Source organism: Flavivirga aquatica (assembly GCF_001747085.1).
GTDB lineage: Bacteria > Bacteroidota > Bacteroidia > Flavobacteriales > Flavobacteriaceae > Algibacter_C > Algibacter_C aquatica.
This window is the reverse complement of the sequence record NZ_MDJD01000034.1, coordinates 651,868-672,239: the sequence shown is the minus strand read 5'-3', so window position 1 is coordinate 672,239 and position 20,372 is coordinate 651,868. Positions and strand designations below refer to the sequence as shown.

Genomic DNA, 20,372 nt, shown 5'->3' with positions numbered 1-20,372 from the left:
GATTAAATAAAACAATTACTATGAAAAAGATATTTACAGTAGATTTTTTTTATGAAAAATATGGAATAACCAAGAACACGGTTAAAATTATAGTTATCACTCCAGTAGTAATAACTGCTTTAATGATGGTAGTTTTATTAATTCCTTCTACAAGTAAAATGGGTTTTTGGTTATTAGATGAGAATAAACCTATTGAAATACTTACATTTATTGTATTTATCCTCGCAGGGTTTTATGGATTAAACCTTAGTATTAAGCTTTTTAAGTTTAAGAAACTTTTCCCAGCGTTGTTATATTTTATATTTTCTTTTTGTTTAATTTTTCTAGCTATGGAAGAAATTGCATGGGGACAATGGTTTTTTCATTTTGAAACACCAGATTCATGGAAAGAAATTAACCTTCGTAATGAGACTACAATTCATAATATCGATGGAATTCAAGGGAATACAGAAATTCTTCGATTAATTTATGGGGTAAGTGGGTTAATTGGAATTTGGTTTTATCGTTTTTATAAATTTAAAGATGTTTATGTACCAATAATCCTTTTACCATGGTTTATAGTTATTATTTTTCATGGGAGTATAGATTTTTATGCAGATATTGTTAGCGTAGGGAATAGAGCAGATTTAATTTTACAAGAATCATCAGAACTCATCGAATTATTAATAGCGATAAGCTCTTTTATATATTTATGGTTAAACAGTAAAATGTTGAAAAAGGATGTTTTTATACCAATTGTAAATTAAAATTTTTGTCCAATAAATTAAAAACATAAGCTAATATAATACTCATAACTATCATTTCTCCTCCATCTTCAAATAGCCCTAACTTATTATTATCATTAAAAAATACATGCAAAATGTCTATAAAAACACCAAAGAAAGCTAAAAGTAGGATAAATATAGAAAGATGTTGAAAAACCTTTTTTATGGTTTTATTAGATTTTAAGTATCCTAAAACAAGAAAAAACGTAAAACTTATACCCACGGAAAAGGAGACTATTAGTTCCCCAAAATCTACAGAACGTATTCCTAAACCCGACTGTATTTCAAAATAATTGGATAAATATTCGCCAATGTTTTCATGTAAACTTAAAGAATCATCAAATAATAAATACAAAAATAATAAGGACCATATTACATACGGGAATATTTTTTTTTTCACAGCTATAAATATAAGAATAAGAAATATCCATAATTCTTTTATATACTGAAAAACTTCAGAGTAACTATTATCGTCTTCAATAAAATACAGATTATTTCTTTCAATCACGCCATACATATTCATGCAGTGAAGTATTATAAAAGCAAAATCAACAATAATTAATAAAAAAAGAAGATATAGACTAGTTTTATGAAAACTGAATAAATCAAGAATATAATTTTTAAACCTATTAACTAACATATAGTTTGTTATATTGAGTTATAAGAAAATTATTACTCAACTAAAATAACAATCTAGATTGATTTAAATCTATTTATCGGATAATAAACATTATAAATCGATAATATTGAGAAATAATTTGGTGTAATATTTTTTTTACACAATATTTGTAGTATATTTTTTTATAGGGAAAGGCTTTTTATCATATTTTAAGGTAAGCTTGACTAGGTTTTTGTTCGTCTTATGATAAGTAATATGTTTTTTAAAATTTAATACATCTATATTGAGGTTAAGTATTATAGTTCCGGTTTTTAACGTAGAAAAATATATTTCAGGATGTATAGATAGCCTTATAAATCAAAATTTAGGAACTCATAATTATGAAATTTTAATAATAAATGATGGCTCTAAAGATAATAGCATTTCTATAGCCAATAGCTATGCTAAAAAGTATAAGAATGTTTTAGTTTATAGTCAAGAAAATCAAGGTGTTGGTGCAGCAAGAAATAAAGGTGTGAAACTAGCAAAAGGTGATTATATTTATTTTATAGATCCAGATGATTATTTAGCTTCAAATGTTTTGAAAACCATATTGGACTGTGCAGATTGGCATAAGGTGGATATTGTAACATTTATGTCTTGTAAAACAACATTTTTTAATATAAATAATTCAAATACAGACAATACCTCTTCTTTAAAAGCAAAAATATCAAAAAACGGTATTGAATACATTGCAGATAGAGGATTTAAAAATGAAGTTTGGTGGTACATTATTAATAGAGAATTTTTAGTTACATCTGGAGTTTGCTTTATTCACGGGAGGTGGATGGAAGACGCTATTTTTACAGTTTCATTATTAATAGAAGCTGGTAAAGTTGCTTATTTACCATTGGATGCACATAGACATGTAAAAGTAGAAGGCTCTGCAATGACAAGTAAAGAGCCAGAACATTATTTAAAAGTTATTTACGATAATGAAAATGCAGCAGTAGAATATGCAAAACTTATTGAAAGAATAAAAGAAGACACTCCACAGTCAAAAAAATGCATAACTAGGTTGAAAGCTAGACAACAATCATTTGTTTTTTTTATGATGATAAGAATAATGAAGTCTGTTATCAAGTTAAAAAACGTGAAATTAATTTTAAAAAATCTAACTAAAATAGGAGCATATCCATTGAATTCATTTATTGGTAATGATTATAATGGAATTGTATATAGGCTTATAACCAAGGTATTAAATATTAAACGTGCATATTTTATACTATTTATTATATGCAACCCATTTTTAAGATTTAAAAAATAATCTAAATAAAGAAAATTTTGAATGAGTAACATTTTAATTACATCGGGAGGAAGAAGGGTTTCTTTAGTTAGGGCTTTTAAAAAGGAGTTGAAGAAAATTTTCAAGGAAGGTAAAGTAATTGTTGTTGATGCTTCGCTGGAATTATCTGCAGCTGCTCAAATAGCAGATAATGCATTTAAGGTCTGTAAGGTAACAGATAAAGATTATTTAGATCAGTTAATAAAAATATGTATAGAAAATAATGTAAAGCTTATTGTACCAACAATAGATACAGAGCTAAACATTCTTTCTAGAAAAGTGAATGAGTTTAACAAATTAGGGATACAAATAATAATATCAAACAGAAATATAATTAGGGCATGCGAAAATAAGATGAAATCTAAAAAAGTATTTAAAAAGATGCATCTTAATACGCCTAAGTTATACTCTAAAGATAATTTTAAATTACCAATATTTGTTAAGCCAGTAAATGGTAGTGGCAGTAATGATAATTATGTGTTAAAGAAAGCTTCACAAATTTCGAATTATCATTTAAACAATATTAAATTACTGTTTTTTAGATATATAGATAAGAACCATCATGACGAGTATACATGTGATGCGTATTATGATAAATCAGGCTCTTTAAAATGTATAATACCTAGAAAACGAATAGAAATAAGAGCAGGAGAGGTTAGTAAAGGAATAACTAAAAAAAACAAATTAGTAGACTTTTTTAAGAATAATGCTTCTCGTTATGAAGGTATGAGAGGGTGTATTACAATTCAATGTTTTATGCATAGAAAAACAGATAGAATTATTGGAATAGAAATAAACCCAAGGTTTGGAGGAGGGTTTCCTTTATCATATTTAGCAGGAGGTAATTATCCTAAATGGATTATCCAAGAATACCTGTTAGGAGAAGAAATACCATATTATGATGATTGGGAAAATAATTTATTAATGCTACGTTACGACGATGAAATTTTAGTTCATGACTACAGAGACTAATAAAGTTGTTATTTTCGATTTAGATGATACATTATATAATGAAGTTGATTTTTTAAAATCAGCTTTTAAAGACATTTCTTTTAAGCTTTCAGCTCAGATCCATGGAGATCAAACGGCTATTTATAATGATATGCTAGATTTTTATATAGCTAGAAAAAATGTTTTTAAACTTATAATTGAAAAATATCATTGTCCATTTAGTGTTGACCAATTATTAAATTTATATAGAACTCATAAACCTGAGTTGTTTTTAAAACCAGAGAATACACAAGTTTTAGATTATTTAAAAAAGAATAAGGTTTCTCTAGGACTTTTAACAGATGGTAGAAGCATTGAGCAAAGAAACAAAATAAAAGCAATGAAACTCGATGTTTATTTTTCTGAAATTATAATTTCAGAAGAGTTTGGTAGTGAAAAACCAAATATTGAAAATTATAAATATTTTGAAAAAACCTTTAAAGAAGGTAAATATTTTTATATTGGAGATAATTTAAAAAAAGATTTTATTACACCAAATAAACTAGGATGGACGACAGTTTGTTTGCTAAATAAAGGTTTGAATATTCATTCACAAAATTTCAATATACCATTTGAATATCTGCCAAACCATAAAATAAATAGTCTAAAAGAAATTATGAATATAATTCAATTATAATATTCATAAATAAAAATGTTTAATTAGAAATGATAATAGACCTTAGGAGCGATACCGTAACAAAGCCAACTAAAGCTATGCTGGAAGTTATGATGCAAGCTAATGTGGGAGACGATGTATTTAGAGAAGATCCAACTGTTAATGAATTAGAGTCGCGTATTGCAACTATGTTTGATAAGGATAGTGCGTTGTTTTTTCCAAGTGGTACAATGGCTAACCAAACCGCTTTAAAATTACATACAAACCCTGGAGATCAAGTTATTTGCGATAAATATGCTCATATTTATAATTACGAATCTGGAGGAGCGTCTTTTAATAGTGGTATATCATGTAAGCTGATTGATGGTAATAGAGGTATGTTTAAAGCCGATCAAGTATTAGAAGCTATAAACCCTGACGCTTATTATTATAGTAAAACGAGTTTAGTTGAAATTGAAAACACGACTAATAAAGGAGGTGGTGCTTGTTGGGATTTTAATGAAATTCTAAAAATAAAAAATGTTTGTGATACTAATAAACTGGGGTTTCATTTAGATGGTGCAAGACTATGGAATACTCTAGTAGCTAAGCAAGAAACAACAAAACAATACGGGGAAGTTTTTGACACTATTTCTGTTTGTTTAAGTAAAAGTTTAGGATGTCCTATAGGGTCTGTATTAGTTGGTAATACTCAAATAATGGAAAACGCGATTAGAATTAGAAAAATATTTGGTGGTAATATGCGTCAAGCTGGGTATTTGGCAGCAGCTGGATTATATGCTTTAGATAATCATGTTGAAAGATTAAAAGAGGATCATAAAAAAGCTAAAGAAATAGGCAACGTGTTAGCTAAATTAGCAATAGTTAAAAACGTAGAGCTTATTGAGACTAATATTGTAATTTTCGAATTAAATAATGATGTTAGTGAAACCCATTTTGTACAAAATCTAGCAAATAAAAATATTTATATTATTAGTATGGGTGGTGGTAAATTGAGAATGGTTACACACTTAGATTATACAGATACTATGCATGAAAGATTATTATATACACTCTTAAAAATTTAAAAACTTAACCTATCAGTACTTAGTATCTATAAATCTAAAATTTAATTATTTAAACATATCCATTCCTGGAATATTCGGCATACCTTCTTTTGCAACAGCAGCTAATTCAGCTTCATTTACACTTGTAGCTTTTTCAATAGCTTTATTAAGTGTTAAAATAAGGTAATCTTCAAGTTGCTCTTTATCTTTAAGCAATTCATCATCAATTTCTATAGACTTTATAGTTCTATTAGCAGTTAAAGAGATTTTAAGTTTATTATCATTACTAGACTCATCAATTAAAACAGTATTTAAACGTACTTTAGTCTCTTCAACTTTCTTTTGGGTATCTTTTAGTTTACCCATCATATTCATCATATCTCCAAACATATTTTTGTATTTTATTTAATACAAAATTATTAAAATAATAAGGTTATTTACAATAATGAATTATATAAAATGAAAAATCAAGCTATTATTTTGATGCTAAGTATTATTTTTGCTTATTCCTGTAAAAAAAATCAACAGATGATAGAAAAAATAGAGCTTTCTAAGTTTCCAGTAGTAAATAAAATATATAAGAAGCTTAGTATTCATGATGATGATAGAATTGATAATTATTATTGGTTGAATGATAGAGAGAACCCTGATGTTATTGATTATTTAAATGCTGAAAATGATTATACAAAAGGAGTAATGCAGCATACCGAAGCTTTTCAGAAAAATCTATTTGAAGAAATGAAAGGCAGAATAAAAGAAGAAGACAATACCGTACCTTATAAACTTAATGGCTATTGGTATATAACACGTTATGAAAAAGGTAGCGATTACCCTGTTTATGTGCGTAAAAAGGAATCTTTAGAAGCGCCAGAAGAAGTTATGTTCGATTGCAATGAAATGGCAAAAGAACATTCTTATTTCAATTTAGGTGGCATTGCTATAAGTCCAGATAATACTTTGGCGGTCTTTTCTACAGATACTGTTGGTAGACGTCAATATACAATTCAAGTAAAGAATTTAATTACTGGTGAAATCTATTCAGATAAAATATTAAATACCACAGGAAGTGCTACATGGGCAAATGATAATAAAACCATGTTTTATTCAATGAAAGATGAAGTCACTTTACGATCTCATAAAATTTTTAAGCATAAGTTACATTCAGATACAATCAAAGATATTGAGGTTTTTCATGAAGCAGACGAAACCTTTAATGCTTTTGTTTACAAAACAAAATCTAAAAAGTATATTGTAATTGGATCTTCTAGTACATTATCATCAGAATATAGATTTATAAGTGCAGATGCTCCCGATAATGATTTTAAAATTTTTCAAGAACGAGAAAAAGATTTAGAATACAGCATAGCACATTATAAAGATGCCTTTTACATTATAACAAATTTAGATGGCGCAACTAATTTTAAGTTACTTAAGACAAACGAGAATAATACAGGGAAAAAATATTGGGAAACTGTTTTACCACACAGAAAAGAAGTGTTGCTTGAAGATATTGAAATTTTTAAAGATTATTTGGTTGTTAATGAGCGAGAAAATGGGCTTAATAAATTACGTGTAATGAGTTGGAATGGTGAAGAAGACTATTATTTACCTTTTAATTCTGAAACATATACAGCTTATATAGGTAATAATCCAGATTTCGATAGTCAAGTAATGCGATATGGTTATAATTCATTAACATCTCCAAGTTCTGTAATTGATTATAATTTTAAGACCAAACAAAAAGAGATAAAGAAAGAACAAGAAGTTTTAGGAGGTAATTTTAGCAAAGAAAATTATGAATCTAAACGTGTTTGGGCAACAGTAAGAGATGGCGTAAAAGTACCTATATCTTTAGTTTATAAAAAAGGAATAAAATTAGATGGAACCAATCCTTTATTGCAGTATGCTTATGGTTCTTATGGATCTACTACAGATCCATCATTTTCAAGTATTCGTTTAAGTTTATTAGATAGGGGATTTATTTATGCTATTGCACATATTAGAGGAGGAGAATATTTAGGTCGAAATTGGTATGAAAATGGTAAACTATTAACAAAACTTAATACATTTCACGATTTTATTGATTGTTCAAAGTATTTAATAGCGCAAAATTATACATCAAATAAACATTTGTATGCTTATGGAGGTTCTGCAGGAGGTTTGTTAATGGGAGCTGTTATTAATATGAATCCAGAATTATACCACGGAGTCTTAGCAGCAGTTCCTTTTGTAGATGTAGTAACAACCATGTTAGATGATACCATTCCTTTAACAACAGGAGAGTATGATGAGTGGGGAAATCCTAATGATCCAGAATATTATAATTATATGAAGTCGTATTCGCCATACGATAATGTAGAGGCTAAAGAATATCCAAACATGTTGGTAACAACAGGATTGCATGATTCTCAAGTACAATATTGGGAGCCAGCTAAGTGGGTAGCAAAATTGAGAGAATTAAAAACAGATTCAAATAAATTGTTATTACATACAGACATGGATTCTGGTCATGGCGGGGCTTCAGGACGTTTTGAAAGTCTAAAAGAAGTAGCTTTAGAATACGCCTTTTTACTAGATTTAGAAGGGATACGTGGATAATAAAAAAAAAAGTTTTACTTTTGTTCGGTTTTAAAACTGAATTTATTTATAAAAATAGCACAGTTTGTAATAAGCTTTTATGAAACACAAAAATCAAGTTTTTGATAATGTATTAGATTTAGTAGGTAATACACCACTTATTAAACTTAATAAAATAGCTTCAGAGTTTAAAGGTAACTTTTATGCAAAAGTAGAATCTTTTAACCCTGGACAATCATCAAAAGATAGAATTGCTTTATATATTATTGAGCAAGCAGAAAAAAAAGGAATTCTTTCTCCAGGAGACACTATTATAGAGACAACTTCAGGTAATACAGGTTTTAGTATTGCTATGGTAAGTATTATTAAGGGTTATGATTGTGTACTTGCAGTAAGCTCAAAATCTTCAGCAGACAAAATAGATATGTTGAAAACGATGGGAGCTAAAGTATACGTTTGTCCTGCACATGTTAGTGCAGATGATCCTAGATCGTATTATCAAGTAGCAAAACGTTTGCATGAAGAGATGAAAGGATCAGTTTATATTAATCAATATTTTAATGAATTAAATATTGATGCTCATTATAAATCTACAGGTCCAGAAATATGGGAGCAAACAGAAGGTAAAATAACACACCTTGTAGCATGTAGTGGTACCGGAGGAACTATTTCAGGAACTGCAAAATATTTAAAAGAACAAAACCCAAATATTAAAGTTATTGGAGTTGATGCATTTGGTTCTGTTATTAAAAAATATCACGAAACTAGAGAGTTTGATAAAAAAGAAATATATCCATACAGAATTGAAGGCTTAGGTAAAAACTTAATACCAGGAGCAACAAATTTTGATGTTATAGATGAATTTGTTAAGGTAACTGATGAGGAAAGTGCTCATACAGCTAGATTAATAGCAAAAACAGAAGGTATGTTTGTAGGATATACGTCTGGTGCAGTAATGCAAGGAATTAAGCAATTAGGTGATGAAGGAAGATTTAAAGAAGGAGATAATGTAGTTGTTATATTTCCAGATCATGGCTCACGTTACATGAGTAAGGTGTATAGTGATAAATGGATGAACGAACAAGGCTTTTTTGATAGTATTAATGAAGCTGCAATTCAAAATATTGAATATATAAAATAGTACATATAATTTTTTTAAATAGAGATAATATTTTACTTATAAAGTAAAATATTATCTCTATTTTTTTGTCAATTAAATTAAAAAAACAGTTAACCAAATTGTTTTTTACTTGTAGAACTAGAATCACGTAAGTATAGTCTTAGTTTTTAATTCAGGATAATTAAAAAAAGGAGAGAATTACATGTTTCATTATAAAGTTTAATTAGTATTTCAAATAATTGAGCAGTAAAAATTATGTTCAAACCATATAAATATTTAATTTTGCAAGAACTAACTAAAAATTAAAGGCTTCTTTAAAATTTCCTTAAACATTTACAATGTTTATGTTTCTCTAAAAAAAGGAATTCCCTATTTATAGTTATGTCTAAATATAATAGCAATAAGATTTATAATAAATGAAAGATTTATTCGAAAAAATTTATAAAGATAAAGGGCCATTAGGAAAATGGGCATCTCAAGCCGAAGGGTATTTTGTATTCCCTAAATTGGAAGGTGAGATTTCTAACCGTATGAAGTTTCAAGGAAAAGATGTTATTACTTGGAGTATTAATGATTACTTGGGCTTAGCAAATCACCCAGAAGTAAGAAAAGTTGATTCTGAAGCTGCGGCGCAATACGGGTCTGCATATCCAATGGGAGCTAGAATGATGTCTGGTCATACAGATTTACATGAAAAACTTCAGAATGAGTTAGCATCTTTTGTTAAAAAAGAAGCTGCTTATCTTTTAAATTTTGGTTACCAAGGTATGGTCTCTACGATAGATGCATTAGTATCTAAAGATGATATTATTGTTTATGATGTTGATGCACATGCCTGTATTATTGATGGTGTACGTTTACATATGGGGAAACGTTTTACGTACAAACATAATGATGTAAATAGTCTAGAAAAGAATCTAGAGAGAGCTACAAAAATGGCAGAACAAACTGGAGGAGGTATTTTAGTTATTTCTGAAGGAGTTTTTGGGATGCGAGGTGAGCAAGGTCGTTTAAAAGAAATAGTAGCGCTTAAGAAAAAATATAATTTTAGATTGTTTGTTGATGACGCACATGGTTTTGGTACATTAGGAGCAACTGGAGCAGGAGCAGGAGAAGAGCAAGGCGTTCAAGATGATATTGATGTGTACTTTGCAACATTTGCAAAATCATTAGCAAGTACAGGAGCATTTATTGCAGGTGATCAAGAAATAATTGATTATTTAAAATATAATTTACGTTCTCAAATGTTTGCAAAATCACTGCAAATGCAATTGGTTGTTGGTGCTCTTAAGCGTTTAGATATGCTTAGAACTATGCCTGAGTTAAAAAATAAGTTATGGGAAAATGTTAACGCATTACAATCTGGCTTAAAGACACGTGGATTCGATATTGGTACAACGCAAAGTTGTGTAACGCCTGTATATCTTAAAGGTAGTATTCCTGAAGCTATGGCGCTGGTTAGAGATTTACGTGAGAACTATGGAATATTTTGTTCTATAGTGGTTTATCCTGTAATCCCTAAAGGACTTATTTTATTAAGACTAATACCAACAGCAACACATACTTTAGAAGATGTAACAGAAACGTTAGATGCTTTTGATGCTATTAGAGATCGACTAGAAAATGGAACATACAAACGTTTATCTGCAGCTGTAATGGCGGCAATGGGTGAGTAGTAGGTTTTAAATGAAATAAAAAAAATCCGATTCAATTAAGAATCGGATTTTTTTTATGCAATATTTTTTCTGTACGTTTTTCTACGTTTGTAAACTACTGGATTAAAATGTTTCCATATTTGATGTATAGCCGTGTTATCTTCTAACTCTGGAGTTCTAAAACAGGTTTCTATACCTTTTTCTTTAAAAATATTATAATACTCATTAAAAATAACAGCATGAACACCTTTGTTTTGGTAATCAGGATGAATACCTATTAAATAGAATACAACATCTTTACTGTTCTTTTTTGCATGCAAAATATGCCTGAAACCTAATGGGAATAATTTACCATTCATTTTTTGCAATGCTTTAGAAAAAGCAGGCATAACAATGGCGAATCCAACTAATTCATCATCTTTATCTACAACAAACTTTATGTATTCAGGATTTACAAAACTTATGAATTTCTTTTTAAAATATTCTTTCTGAACATCGTTAATAGCTACAAAAGAAGCTAGTGAAGCATAGCTTTCATTAAATAGATCGAACATTTTATCAGCATAAAGCATAACCTCTTCAGTTTTAGTAAACTTCAAGGCCTTAAGTTGATAACGTCTTTTAATGAGTTCTTGAGCTTTAAAAAAAGTTTCTGGTTTAACATTTTTAAAAGGAAATTTACTCTCAGAATACGCTTTTTCTACTTGAAAATTAGCAGCTTCGTAGTGTTTGATATAATATGGGTGGTTGTACCAAGTTACCATTGGAGAAATGGAATCAAAGCCTTCTGTCATAACACCTACTTTGTCTAAATTGGAAAAACCTACAGGGCCTTCAGTATATTCTAAGTTATAAGATTTTCCTATTTTTTCTACTTCGTTTAAAAGAGCTTTAGATACTTCTATGTCATCAATAAAATCAAACCAACCAAAGCGCATCTTTTTTTGGTTTTGTTCTTTTACTTCAAGCCAATTTATTATTGCTGCAATTCGCCCTACTATTTCGTTGTTTTTATAGGCTAAAAATAATCTAGCATCTGCATCGTTAAATACAGGATTTTCTTTTTTGCTAAAAGTTTTAATTTCTTGACTAATAATAGGAGGTACCCATTGTTCTGAGTCTTTGTAAAGCTTGAAAGGGAATTTTATAAACGCTTTTAAGTCTTTTTTTGTATGTACTTCTTTTAATGTTATCATATTACATTGATACGTCTTTGATTGTTAGTTATTCATCAAAATCTATATCGTCTTTTTTTCTTTTTTTAATAGGTTCGTCAGTATCGTCTTCATTTTTATCTTTCTTACCTTTACGTCTAGATCTTTTTTTGCCTTCTTCTTTGGCATCATCACTATTATCAATATCCTTATTTTTAGGCTTTTTGTCTTTATGGAAATCTAATCTATAAGATGCTCCAAAATTCACACTAAAAACTGAAGGTGTATCTTTTGTATTAAAGGTTAATGCTGTATCTAATTGAAAATTTTTATTCCATAAATAAGCACCTCCAAATCTAAAAAGGTTATCAGCATAAAAGTCACTTTTAATGCCTTGAGCTTCACCAAATATAACCCAGTTGGGGTTGAGGGAATGGGTTAAGGTTAATATGTACTGAAAATCAGATTGATCACTACCTATTCTATCTTTTATTAAATTTATTACAAAAACCCAGCCTCCAGAGAAGTTGTTTTGAGTGGCAATCATAATTTTTGGACTAATACCTTTTACTGTAGGGGCTGTGTATGGATTTGTTTTTGAATCAAAATTAACACCTAAGTAAGCTGAAACAGCAGGAATTAAATGTTTCCATTTAAAGCTGTGGTTTGCTTTCCAACTATACAAATCTGGCTTCTCTTCATCAGCTTTTTTGTAAGGGTCGTAAATTAAGTATTTACCGCCTAAAGTTATGAATTTAAAGTTAGATCGCTTTTCATCTACTGTAAAATCTGAAGCAAAGGTTTTAGTATCATTTTGATAAGATCCTTCAATATTTAATTCTAACTCTTCAAATAATAAACCATAGCGAGCAGCAAAATCAATACCAAACCCAGAAACTTTATAAGCAGCAGCAGGAGTTCTTTCTTCTTTTACAATGTATGGTCCAACTTCAAGTTGAGCAACATTGGTACCAACAGAAAAAGCACTACGTGAAACACCAGGTCTGTTAGAATTTATAACGTCTGTGTATTGGCTATAACTTTTAAAACTTATAATGCATAGCAAAAAAAATAGGATAGATTTAAATGGACTCATAATCATGTGTTTACTTATGCTTTCAGTAATTATTTATTAAAAGCAGTTCAAATATAGATATTTTATACTTTTTTTATCATTATTGAACGTTTTTTAAGTGTTTAGAATTGTATTTTTGTTTAAAAATATAGTTATGTTACATTTTGCATCTGCTACTGGTTTGGTTAAGATGATACTTATTATTTTACTAATTTACTTTGGCATAAAAATTATTGCACGTTTATTTGCGCCTTTTCTTATTAAATATGTTGCTAAAAAAGCAGAACAACGTTTTGGAGGGCAATTTCAAGGGAGACCACAACAAAATACCCCAAAAAAAGAAGGAGAGGTAACCATTGATAAAGTTCCAAACACTAAAACTTCAAGTAAAAATGTTGGTGACTATGTTGATTTCGAAGAGATTGATTAGTTTTTGTTTAATTGTCATTAAATGAAAACTTAAAAAGAACATATACAATCAAGTTTTGTAAGCTTATGCTTATTTTCAATATTAATTCTCTTGCTTTCAAAAATTATAACTATTTTTCGAAATCATTATTTTACGACCATAATTTATGCAATTTTCAATAAAAAAACTACTACCTCATTTACTGATTTTAATAGGGTTTATAATACTTTCTTTGGTGTATTTTAATCCTGTATTGAAAGGAGAAGTGATATATCAAAGTGATATTGTTCAATATGTTGGAATGAGTAAGCAGCAAAAAGATTTTAAAGCAGCTACAGGAGAAGAAACTTATTGGACTAATAGTGCTTTTGGTGGGATGCCAACGTATCAATTGGGAGCAAAATATCCACATAATTATATTAAAAAGTTAGATTTAGCACTTCGTTTTTTGCCACGACCAGCAGATTATCTGTTTTTATATTTACTTGGTTTCTATGTGCTTTTATTAATTTTAAAAGTAGATTTTAAGCTTGCGGCTTTGGGAGCTATAGCTTTTGGTTTTTCAACCTATTTGATTATTATTCTAGGAGTTGGGCATAATAGTAAAGCACATGCTATAGCCTACATGCCATTAGTTGTAAGTGGTGTTTTGCTTGTTTTTCAAAAAAAATACATTTCAGGTTTTTTATTGACTACAATTGCTATGGGGTTAGAGCTTGTAGCGAACCATTTTCAAATGACTTATTATTTAATGTTTTTAGTCATTATTTTAGGAGTGGTGTATTTGATTGATGCGTATAAAAAGAAAATTTTGACGCATTATTTTAAGTCGGTTGGCATTATGGCCGCAGCAGTAATTCTTTCAATAGCGTTGAATGCAACAAATGTATTGGCTACTAGTGAGTATGTAAAAGAAAGTAAGCGTGGTAAAAGTGAGCTAACAATAAACCTAGACGGTTCTCCGAAAGAAGCATTATCTGGTTTAAGTAGAGATTATATTACACAATATAGCTATGGACTTGCTGAAACGTTTAATTTATTTATTCCGCGTTTTTTTGGAGGAGGAAATGGAGAAGATGTTGGCAAAGATTCGGCGACTTATGAAGCTTTTAGAAAATTAGGTATGTCAACGGTACAAGCAGCAGAGCAATCTAAGCATGCTCCAATGTATTGGGGAGATCAGCCTATTGTAGAAGCTCCAGCTTATGTAGGGGCAGTGGTGGTGTTTTTATTTGTATTTGCTTTATTTTTAGTAAAAGGAAGGTTAAAATGGTGGCTTGTTGGAGGTACTGTGTTTTCTCTATTGTTATCTTATGGGAAAAATTTAGGATTTCTAACTGACTTTTTTATTGATTATGTGCCGCTTTATAATAAATTTAGAGCAGTAAGCTCTATTCAGGTTATTTTAGAACTATGCGTACCTGCTATGGCTATTTTTAGTTTAGTTCGATTGTTTAATGATTTTGAAAAAGAAGAAGATAAATTAAAGGCTTTAAAATATACTACAATTATAACTGGTGGACTTGCTGTTGTTTTTTTACTGTTTAAATCTACTTTTTTTGATTTTGTAGGTGTAAATGATGGGATGTATAGACAAAATTTAGGACCAGATTTTGTTGATGCAATTAGACAAGATAGAGAAGCAATTTTTACTCAAGATGCTTTAAGGACATTGTTGTTTGTATTGTTGTCTGCTGGTATTGTTTTTATGTTTTTAAAAAATAAACTTAAAGAAAAGTGGGTAATAATTGCTTTTTGCATACTTATTCTTTTTGATTTAGTTGGTGTTGATAGGCGTTATGTTAATAATGATGATTTTGTTTCTAGGGTTAAAATGTATAAACCGTTTCAGGCAAATGCAGTCGATAAAGAAATTTTAAAAGACAAAGACCATTTCAGGGTTTTTGATTTAGTTTCAGGGCGATCTAAACCATCGTACTTCCATAATTCATTAAATGGCTATAATGCAGCAGAATTAAGGCGTTATAGTGAGGTTTTTGAATTTTACGTATCAAGAAACAATATAAATGTGCTTAATATGTTAAATACTAAGTATATTATAGCTGAAGATGAAAAAGGGGTTATATTTCCTTATAAGAATGGAGAAGCTAATGGGAATGCTTGGTTTATTAGTGCTTTGGAAAAAGTTGACTCTGCGAATGAGGAAATTAAAGCTTTAGATAGTTTAAATAACAAATACAAGGCTATTTATTCAAAGCATAAAGGCGTAGAGAAGATTGGTAGTGTAAAAACAAGTTATGTTGTTGATTCTCTAGCATTTATTAAATTAGTGGAAGTGAAGCCTAATTATTTAAAGTATGAATCAAGTAATTCAAATGAAGGCTTTTCTGTTTTTTCTGAAATTTATTACAGTAATGGTTGGAAAACTTTTATTGATGGGGAGGAATCAAATCATATGCGTGTGAATTATACATTGCGAGGTATGCAAATTCCAGCAGGAAACCATACTATTGAATTTAAATTCGATCCCGATGTTGTGAAAACAGGTAGTAGCATTGCATTAGGGAGTTCTGTTTTGTTAGGTGTCTTATTGATTGTAGGCTTATTTTTTGAGTTTAAGAAGAAGTAATATTGTTGTTTAAAACTGAATTAATAATAAGTTTTCTTTTTTAGAGACTAAAGATGAATAATAAAAAAGTACTTATTATAACGTATTATTGGCCACCCGCGGGAGGACCAGGAGTTCAGCGTTGGTTGAAATTTGTAAAGTATTTGACAGAATTCAATATTGAGCCCGTTGTTTATATTCCAGAAAACCCTAATTATCCTTTAATAGATGAAAGTTTGGTTTCTGAAGTATCAGATAAACTTACTGTGTTAAGACACCCCATAAAGGAGCCTTATAAATTGGCAAGGGTATTTTCAAAAAAATCATCGAAAACGATTAGTAAAGGGATTATATCAGATAATAAAAAACAGTCTTTTGTAGAGAAATTAATGCTTTATGTGCGTGGTAATTTTTTTATTCCTGATGCTAGAATAGGATGGGTAAAACCTTCTGTAGAATATCTTTCTGAATATATTAAAAAAGAAAACATTCAAACTATTATTACTTCAGGACCTCCTCATAGTTTACACCTTATAGGGTTGAATTTAAAGAAAAAGTTTAAGCTTAAATGGTTAGCAGATTTTAGAGATCCATGGACAACAATTGGTTATCATAAGCAGTTAAAGCTTATGAAGAGTTCGGAAGAAAGACATAAAAATCTAGAAAAGCAGGTTTTAAATATTGCCGATCAAATTATTGTAACAAGTTTTGTTACTAAAAAAGAATTTGAACAAATAACAGCCCGACCTATTGAGGTAATTACTAATGGTTACGACAAGGAGTCTGTTAAAGCTTTTGAGATGGATTCTATGTTCACAATATCTCATATTGGATCACTATTATCAAAAAGGAACCCGGAAATATTATGGAAGGTATTGAGTGATTTGGTGGTAGAAAATACTAGTTTTTCAAAAGAATTTAAACTTAATTTTGTAGGAGCTGTTAGCGAAGAGGTTTTAGAATCTATCAAAAAAAATAACTTAAGTAATTATATTAATAATGTAGGTTATGTTTCGCATAAAGAGGCTGTTATGTTTCAGCGAAAATCTCAAATACTATTATTGATTGAAATAGATTCTGAAGACACAAAATGCATTATTCCAGGGAAGTTGTTTGAGTACATGGTTTCTAATAGACCTATTATTGCTATAGGTCCAAAAGCATCTGATGTTGAAAAGATTATTAAGGAAACTAACACAGGTAATTATTTTAGTTATAGTGATTACAAATCTTTAAAAATAATTATATTAGAACACTTTCATTCTTTTCAGAACAAAACATTGCAATCGCATCCAATAGGTTTGCAGAAGTATCATAGAAAAGAGCTTACAAAATCTTTATCTAAATTATTATAATGGGAATAGTTGCTTTACAATCCTTTAAAAATATAGTATCTACCTATTTAGGTTTTTTTATAGGAGCTATTAATACGCTGTTTCTTTATACGGAATTTCTAAGTGATGAGTATTATGGTATGGTTGGTTATATGCTGTCTTTAGCGTATGTAATAATGCCTTTAATGTCTTTTGGAGTCCATAATACGCTGGTAAAATTTTATTCATCATTTAAAACACGAGTATCTTTAAATAGCTTCTTAACACTAATGTTATTTTTACCAATACTTCTTATTATACCTTTAAGTTTAATTACTTATTTGTGTTATGATAATTTAACGAATTTTCTTTCTAATAAAAACCCTATTATTAAAGATTATTTATGGCATACCGTTGTGGTTGCTATTTCGCTTGCTTATTTTGAAGTGTTTTTTGCTTGGGCTAAAGTGCAAATGCAAACTGTTTTTGGGAATTTTATGAAAGAGGTTTTTCATAGAACAGGCACAATGTTATTGTTATTCTCATTGTATTTTAGGTTAGTAGATGTCGAGCAGTTTATGGTAGGTTTAGTGATTATATATATATTAAGAATGCTTGTTATGCTGGTGTATGCTTTTAGTACTAAGCTACCTGTAATTACTTTTAAAAGAGTGAATGGGGTAAGTGATATTTTAAAATATTCATTTTTAATAATTATAGCAGGATCTATAGCTACTGTTCTTCTAGATGTTGATAAAGTTATGCTTGGGCATTATGTTGATATAAAACAAATAGCCTATTACAATGTAGCTATTTTTATAGCTATAGTCATAGCTGTACCTCAACGTTCTATGCATCAAATATTATTACCGTTGTCAGCTAAATATTTAAATGATAAAGATTATACGTCTTTAGAAGATTTATACAAAAAGAGTTCTTTAAATTTATTTATAGTCGGAGGACTTATTTTTTTATTGATTATACTAAATATTAATGAATTATATAACATTATCCCTGAAGAATACAAAGTAGGACTTTATGTGGTATTGTTAATTAGTGTTGTTAAACTGTATGATTCGCTATTAGGAAGTAATAACGCAATACTTTTTAATAGTGATTATTATAGAATGGTATTGGTTTTAGGAGTTGTCTTGGTAATTTTAATGTTACTGCTTAATATTGTTTTTATTCCTTTGTTAGGTATTAATGGCGCTGCTATAGCTACGTTTTTGGCTATTTTTATATATAATTCAATTAAGTTGTATTTTGTTTATATAAAATTTAAAATTTTCCCTTTTACTATGTATACATTAAAAATAGGAGGACTAATAGGGGGAAGTGTGTTGTTGTTTTATTTTTGGGACTTTTCATTTTATCCAATAATTAATATAACTTTAAAATCAACTTTAGTTACTGTAATTTATATTTTTGTGGTTTATAGGTTTAATTTTTCAGAAGACATCTCGTTACTTATTAAACGTTATTTAAAACTCAAATAAGTATAAACTATATGCTATATTATGTAATGTAACAGGAGTAATTGTACAAATTATTTAGGTAATAAGAAAAAGAAAACCCCTCGATATTGCTTGGGGCAACATATAGAAGGGTTCTCTAAACTAACTAACCAAATTTTTAAGATCTTCTTCTTGAAGTTGATCTTGTATTATATCTTGAACTAGTTCTACTTTGCATAACTTTTGGTCTGCTGCTTTGTGTAGACCTTTTTACAACACGTTGTTGCGTTGTTCTTGGCTTACTGGCAGTATGTCTTATTACTCGAGTATTTCTAGTATTTGTATTACTTTTATATGTACGAGTATTATTTCTTTTTGGATTTTGAGTAACTCTATTTTTTTGTGTTTTTCTAATATTATTTATTTTAGTATTTGGTTTAGTCGTATTTCTACGAATATTAGAATTGTTTAAGTTGTTCCTTCTTTCAACTACTTTATTTAAGTTAGATGAACTAGATCTAGGAGTTCTATTGTTGATAGAAGTTCGTTTGGTTACAGTTCTATTAATTGTTGTAGAGTTTCTTTTTGGGCCTCTATTAATACTATTATTACGTTTAATAGTGTTTGTTTGTGTTATAGAACTTCTTCTAGAGTTAGCATTTCTATTAATTTTTGTTACATTTCGAGTGCTTCTATTTACGGTAGCATAATTTCTATTTCTTGATATTGTATTACCACGTCTGTTAGCAATAGATGTTCTAGGTCTGTAGTTGTTGTAAAAAGGTCTTCTATATGTGTAACGTACAGGTTTGTAATATTGTCTATATGGTCTATTATATACCACGCAGTGATTGTATGAAGGAACACTATAATACCTGTGCCATGGTCTATTAACATAGCGTCTGTTGTATATGTTTATATATCCAGAATAATGAGAAAATCTATTATATCTATCATAGAAGACGCACAAGCCACCAACGCGGTTTACATATCCGTAATTGTTATAGTTTATATTGACGTTTCCTGCTTGGCTAATACGCCCATAATAATCATAATAAATAGGGATATTTTCTATTTGAATAATAGCTCCAAACTCATCATATTGCACATATGAATTGTAATCGTAACCTGAGTTGAAACTAAAGTTTACGTTAGGAGTACCAATGGAGATGTTTATATTAGAGGTATGACGTTGAATATTAAAATCAAATTGTCCATCTGGAAATACTGAAAACTCAATACCATTTTCAATGAATATAAAAGAATTACCGTAGCCTTTAGAGTAAGTAGTTGTATTTGATTTCTCAAAGGTTGTACTTGCGTTAACCATAAAACCACCAAAAATTAAACTTGCTAATAAAAATATATACTTTCTCATAATAATTTGTTTTTAAATACTGAAACAATTTCAATATGCTGTGAACAATTAGTGAAAATGCAAACAGTGTGCCAAAAATCAGTTTTATGTTTAAGTGATTGATTATTAGAGATATATTATTGGTTGTTTTTTAACCATATTTTAAGTAATGAATTGTTTTAATGTGTGAATTCAGAAAAAAGAATTAAATGGAACTTTATTTTTGAAACAAAATAAAACCGATTAAAAGCAAATTTTAAAGAAAGAGTACTTCTTTTTTGATAAAAAATCTTACGTCTCTTTTTTATTTGAAAAATTATACTACAT

17 protein-coding genes are annotated in these 20,372 nt (G+C 28.9%); 12 read left to right on the top strand and 5 right to left on the bottom strand.

What is annotated here, in order from left to right:
- The first annotated feature begins 20 nt into the window (after positions 1 to 20).
- Positions 21 to 746: a hypothetical protein gene (locus A8C32_RS09050; RefSeq protein ID WP_069830100.1), complete on the top strand. Its 726-nt coding sequence runs from the start codon at positions 21 to 23 to the stop codon at positions 744 to 746.
- Here A8C32_RS09050 and A8C32_RS09045 read toward each other — a convergent pair.
- The gene (locus tag A8C32_RS09045) at positions 727 to 1,287 is read right to left on the bottom strand and encodes a DUF8692 domain-containing protein (protein WP_069830099.1); all 561 of its coding nucleotides are present in this window, start codon (positions 1,285 to 1,287) and stop codon (positions 727 to 729) included. The genes A8C32_RS09050 and A8C32_RS09045 overlap by 20 nt on opposite strands.
- Before the next feature lie 379 nt (positions 1,288 to 1,666).
- Between A8C32_RS09045 and A8C32_RS09040 the strand changes: the two genes are divergently transcribed.
- Genes A8C32_RS09040 through A8C32_RS09025 form a run of 4 tightly spaced genes read left to right on the top strand, consistent with a single transcriptional unit; the run spans position 1,667 to position 5,380 of the window.
- The gene (locus A8C32_RS09040) at positions 1,667 to 2,689 is read left to right on the top strand and encodes a glycosyltransferase (protein ID WP_069830098.1); all 1,023 of its coding nucleotides are present in this window, start codon (positions 1,667 to 1,669) and stop codon (positions 2,687 to 2,689) included.
- Between the two features lie 21 nt (positions 2,690 to 2,710).
- Positions 2,711 to 3,679: an ATP-grasp domain-containing protein gene (locus A8C32_RS09035; protein WP_069830097.1), complete on the top strand. Its 969-nt coding sequence runs from the start codon at positions 2,711 to 2,713 to the stop codon at positions 3,677 to 3,679.
- Positions 3,663 to 4,334: an HAD family hydrolase gene (locus tag A8C32_RS09030; RefSeq protein WP_069830096.1), complete on the top strand. Its 672-nt coding sequence runs from the start codon at positions 3,663 to 3,665 to the stop codon at positions 4,332 to 4,334. Before A8C32_RS09035 ends, A8C32_RS09030 begins: the two co-directional genes overlap by 17 nt.
- A 29-nt stretch (positions 4,335 to 4,363) precedes the next feature.
- Positions 4,364 to 5,380: a threonine aldolase family protein gene (locus A8C32_RS09025; RefSeq protein WP_069830095.1), complete on the top strand. Its 1,017-nt coding sequence runs from the start codon at positions 4,364 to 4,366 to the stop codon at positions 5,378 to 5,380.
- A gap of 45 nt (positions 5,381 to 5,425) precedes the next feature.
- On the opposite strand, the gene A8C32_RS09020 is transcribed toward A8C32_RS09025, so the two are convergent.
- Positions 5,426 to 5,749, bottom strand: a complete 324-nt coding sequence (locus A8C32_RS09020) for a YbaB/EbfC family nucleoid-associated protein (protein ID WP_069830094.1) — start codon at positions 5,747 to 5,749, stop codon at positions 5,426 to 5,428.
- 69 nt (positions 5,750 to 5,818) lie between these two features.
- On the opposite strand from A8C32_RS09020, the gene A8C32_RS09015 reads away from it, so the two are divergent.
- The 3 genes from A8C32_RS09015 (at position 5,819) to capB (ending at position 10,732) form a co-directional block, all read left to right on the top strand.
- Positions 5,819 to 7,957, top strand: coding sequence for a S9 family peptidase (locus tag A8C32_RS09015; RefSeq protein WP_083253299.1), 2,139 nt, complete (start codon positions 5,819 to 5,821; stop codon positions 7,955 to 7,957).
- A gap of 79 nt (positions 7,958 to 8,036) precedes the next feature.
- Positions 8,037 to 9,077, top strand: a complete 1,041-nt coding sequence (gene capA, locus A8C32_RS09010; RefSeq protein ID WP_069830093.1) for a cysteate synthase — start codon at positions 8,037 to 8,039, stop codon at positions 9,075 to 9,077.
- 395 nt (positions 9,078 to 9,472) lie between these two features.
- Positions 9,473 to 10,732: a cysteate-C-fatty acyltransferase gene (capB, locus tag A8C32_RS09005; protein ID WP_069830092.1), complete on the top strand. Its 1,260-nt coding sequence runs from the start codon at positions 9,473 to 9,475 to the stop codon at positions 10,730 to 10,732.
- Positions 10,733 to 10,785: 53 nt separating this feature from the next.
- Here the strand turns inward: capB and A8C32_RS09000 are convergent, their stop codons facing one another.
- Both A8C32_RS09000 and A8C32_RS08995 read right to left on the bottom strand, forming a co-directional pair.
- Positions 10,786 to 11,907, bottom strand: coding sequence for a GNAT family N-acetyltransferase (locus A8C32_RS09000; RefSeq protein ID WP_069830091.1), 1,122 nt, complete (start codon positions 11,905 to 11,907; stop codon positions 10,786 to 10,788).
- Positions 11,908 to 11,935: 28 nt separating this feature from the next.
- A complete protein-coding gene (locus tag A8C32_RS08995) occupies positions 11,936 to 12,961 on the bottom strand; it encodes a transporter (protein ID WP_069830199.1) in 1,026 nt (341 codons plus the stop codon).
- Positions 12,962 to 13,094: 133 nt separating this feature from the next.
- On the opposite strand from A8C32_RS08995, the gene A8C32_RS08990 reads away from it, so the two are divergent.
- The 4 genes from A8C32_RS08990 (at position 13,095) to A8C32_RS08975 (ending at position 18,730) form a co-directional block, all read left to right on the top strand.
- Positions 13,095 to 13,370: a DUF4834 family protein gene (locus A8C32_RS08990; protein ID WP_069830090.1), complete on the top strand. Its 276-nt coding sequence runs from the start codon at positions 13,095 to 13,097 to the stop codon at positions 13,368 to 13,370.
- Between the two features lie 145 nt (positions 13,371 to 13,515).
- Positions 13,516 to 15,939 carry a YfhO family protein gene (locus A8C32_RS08985; RefSeq protein ID WP_069830089.1) on the top strand — a complete coding sequence of 808 codons (2,424 nt, stop codon included), beginning with the start codon at positions 13,516 to 13,518 and terminating at the stop codon, positions 15,937 to 15,939.
- Between the two features lie 53 nt (positions 15,940 to 15,992).
- Positions 15,993 to 17,273 carry a glycosyltransferase gene (locus A8C32_RS08980; protein ID WP_069830088.1) on the top strand — a complete coding sequence of 427 codons (1,281 nt, stop codon included), beginning with the start codon at positions 15,993 to 15,995 and terminating at the stop codon, positions 17,271 to 17,273.
- Positions 17,273 to 18,730, top strand: coding sequence for a lipopolysaccharide biosynthesis protein (locus A8C32_RS08975; protein WP_069830087.1), 1,458 nt, complete (start codon positions 17,273 to 17,275; stop codon positions 18,728 to 18,730). The genes A8C32_RS08980 and A8C32_RS08975 overlap by 1 nt, the downstream gene beginning before the upstream one ends.
- Before the next feature lie 136 nt (positions 18,731 to 18,866).
- On the opposite strand, the gene A8C32_RS08970 is transcribed toward A8C32_RS08975, so the two are convergent.
- Positions 18,867 to 20,066 carry a hypothetical protein gene (locus A8C32_RS08970; protein ID WP_069830086.1) on the bottom strand — a complete coding sequence of 400 codons (1,200 nt, stop codon included), beginning with the start codon at positions 20,064 to 20,066 and terminating at the stop codon, positions 18,867 to 18,869.
- Positions 20,067 to 20,372 lie beyond the last annotated feature (306 nt).

Excerpts from the sequence above, each read along its gene's own strand:
- A8C32_RS09050 (WP_069830100.1), top strand. The coding sequence starts at position 21 with ATGAAAAAGATATTTACAGTAGATTTTTTTTATGAAAAATATGGAATA.
- A8C32_RS09035 (WP_069830097.1), top strand. The coding sequence starts at position 2,711 with ATGAGTAACATTTTAATTACATCGGGAGGAAGAAGGGTTTCTTTAGTT.
- A8C32_RS08980 (WP_069830088.1), top strand. The coding sequence starts at position 15,993 with ATGAATAATAAAAAAGTACTTATTATAACGTATTATTGGCCACCCGCG.
- A8C32_RS08970 (WP_069830086.1), bottom strand. The coding sequence starts at position 20,066 with ATGAGAAAGTATATATTTTTATTAGCAAGTTTAATTTTTGGTGGTTTT.
- A8C32_RS09015 (WP_083253299.1), top strand. The coding sequence starts at position 5,819 with ATGAAAAATCAAGCTATTATTTTGATGCTAAGTATTATTTTTGCTTAT.
- A8C32_RS09000 (WP_069830091.1), bottom strand. The coding sequence starts at position 11,907 with ATGATAACATTAAAAGAAGTACATACAAAAAAAGACTTAAAAGCGTTT.
- A8C32_RS09020 (WP_069830094.1), bottom strand. The coding sequence starts at position 5,749 with ATGTTTGGAGATATGATGAATATGATGGGTAAACTAAAAGATACCCAA.
- A8C32_RS08995 (WP_069830199.1), bottom strand. The coding sequence starts at position 12,961 with ATGAGTCCATTTAAATCTATCCTATTTTTTTTGCTATGCATTATAAGT.
- A8C32_RS09025 (WP_069830095.1), top strand. The coding sequence starts at position 4,364 with ATGATAATAGACCTTAGGAGCGATACCGTAACAAAGCCAACTAAAGCT.
- A8C32_RS08985 (WP_069830089.1), top strand. The coding sequence starts at position 13,516 with ATGCAATTTTCAATAAAAAAACTACTACCTCATTTACTGATTTTAATA.
- A8C32_RS09045 (WP_069830099.1), bottom strand. The coding sequence starts at position 1,287 with ATGAATATGTATGGCGTGATTGAAAGAAATAATCTGTATTTTATTGAA.
- A8C32_RS09030 (WP_069830096.1), top strand. The coding sequence starts at position 3,663 with ATGACTACAGAGACTAATAAAGTTGTTATTTTCGATTTAGATGATACA.
- A8C32_RS08990 (WP_069830090.1), top strand. The coding sequence starts at position 13,095 with ATGTTACATTTTGCATCTGCTACTGGTTTGGTTAAGATGATACTTATT.
- capA (WP_069830093.1), top strand. The coding sequence starts at position 8,037 with ATGAAACACAAAAATCAAGTTTTTGATAATGTATTAGATTTAGTAGGT.
- A8C32_RS08975 (WP_069830087.1), top strand. The coding sequence starts at position 17,273 with ATGGGAATAGTTGCTTTACAATCCTTTAAAAATATAGTATCTACCTAT.
- capB (WP_069830092.1), top strand. The coding sequence starts at position 9,473 with ATGAAAGATTTATTCGAAAAAATTTATAAAGATAAAGGGCCATTAGGA.